Source organism: Pseudoalteromonas lipolytica, from assembly GCF_001306915.1.
GTDB classification, from domain to species: domain Bacteria; phylum Pseudomonadota; class Gammaproteobacteria; order Enterobacterales; family Alteromonadaceae; genus Pseudoalteromonas; species Pseudoalteromonas simplex.
This window is the reverse complement of sequence record NZ_LJTC01000029.1, coordinates 1-910: the sequence shown is the minus strand read 5'-3', so window position 1 is coordinate 910 and position 910 is coordinate 1. Positions and strand designations below refer to the sequence as shown.

2 rRNA genes are annotated in these 910 nt (G+C 45.0%); both read right to left on the bottom strand.

Annotated features, from left to right (window positions below):
* Positions 1-376: 376 nt before the first annotated feature.
* Positions 377-491: ribosomal RNA gene (gene rrf, locus AOG27_RS20850) — 5S ribosomal RNA — on the bottom strand.
* 124 nt (positions 492-615) lie between these two features.
* Positions 616-910: ribosomal RNA gene (locus AOG27_RS20845) — 23S ribosomal RNA — on the bottom strand; the annotation flags it as partial.

The following is a 910-nucleotide window of genomic DNA, read 5'->3' as shown; positions in this document are numbered from 1 at the left end:
GGTTCGGCTATTACCCTCATAAAATAAAGACACTGCGAGCAATCGCATGCGTTTTCGTGCGTTTGGTTCTTTTCGAGAAAGCGCTAAAAGCTGTTCAGATATGTTTGAATTCAATGTTATTAGCCGGTGATTTTATATAGCCTATATTAGATCAGATATTTAAGCGGAATGGTATTAGCGCAAGGTGAAGTAAGCCATTTTAGAGATCGCCAAGCTGTTAGACCAGTAGAGATTTTAAGAATTTTTAACCATGGAATTATGAAGAGGTTCACATGGATTATGTTGGGTTTCGCTCCGCTCTACCCAACCTACCTGGCTGATAGCTCCAGACGCAAAAAAGCCCGACTCTTTCGAATCGGGCTTTCTTTAATTTGGAGCCTGGCGATGACCTACTTTCACATAGCAGCTGCTACACTATCATCGGCGCTGTTTCGTTTCACTACTGAGTTCGGCATGGGGTCAGGTGGGTCCAAAACGCTATTGTCACCAAGCAAATTTGGTTYGTTAATCGCCTTRGCAATTAACTAAAATCTGGAAWTCTGATATCAAGTAAWTGTCTACTTTAGTAACTTAACTTCTGTCTGTTACGCTGTCATAAAACGCGTTTGGCGTTGTATGGTTAAGCCTCACGGGTAATTAGTACAGGTTAGCTTAATGGCTCRCACCACTTCCACATCCTGCCTATCAACGTTGTAGTCTTCAACGGCCCTTCAGAGACTTTAAAAGTCTAGTGAGAACTCATCTCGAGGCCTGCTTCGCGCTTAGATGCTTTCAGCGCTTATCAGTTCCGAACGTAGCTACCGGGCAGTGCCATTGGCATGACAACCCGAACACCAGCGGTTCGTTCACTCCGGTCCTCTCGTACTAGGAGCAACCCCTCTCAATTCTCAAACGCCCACGGCAGATAGGG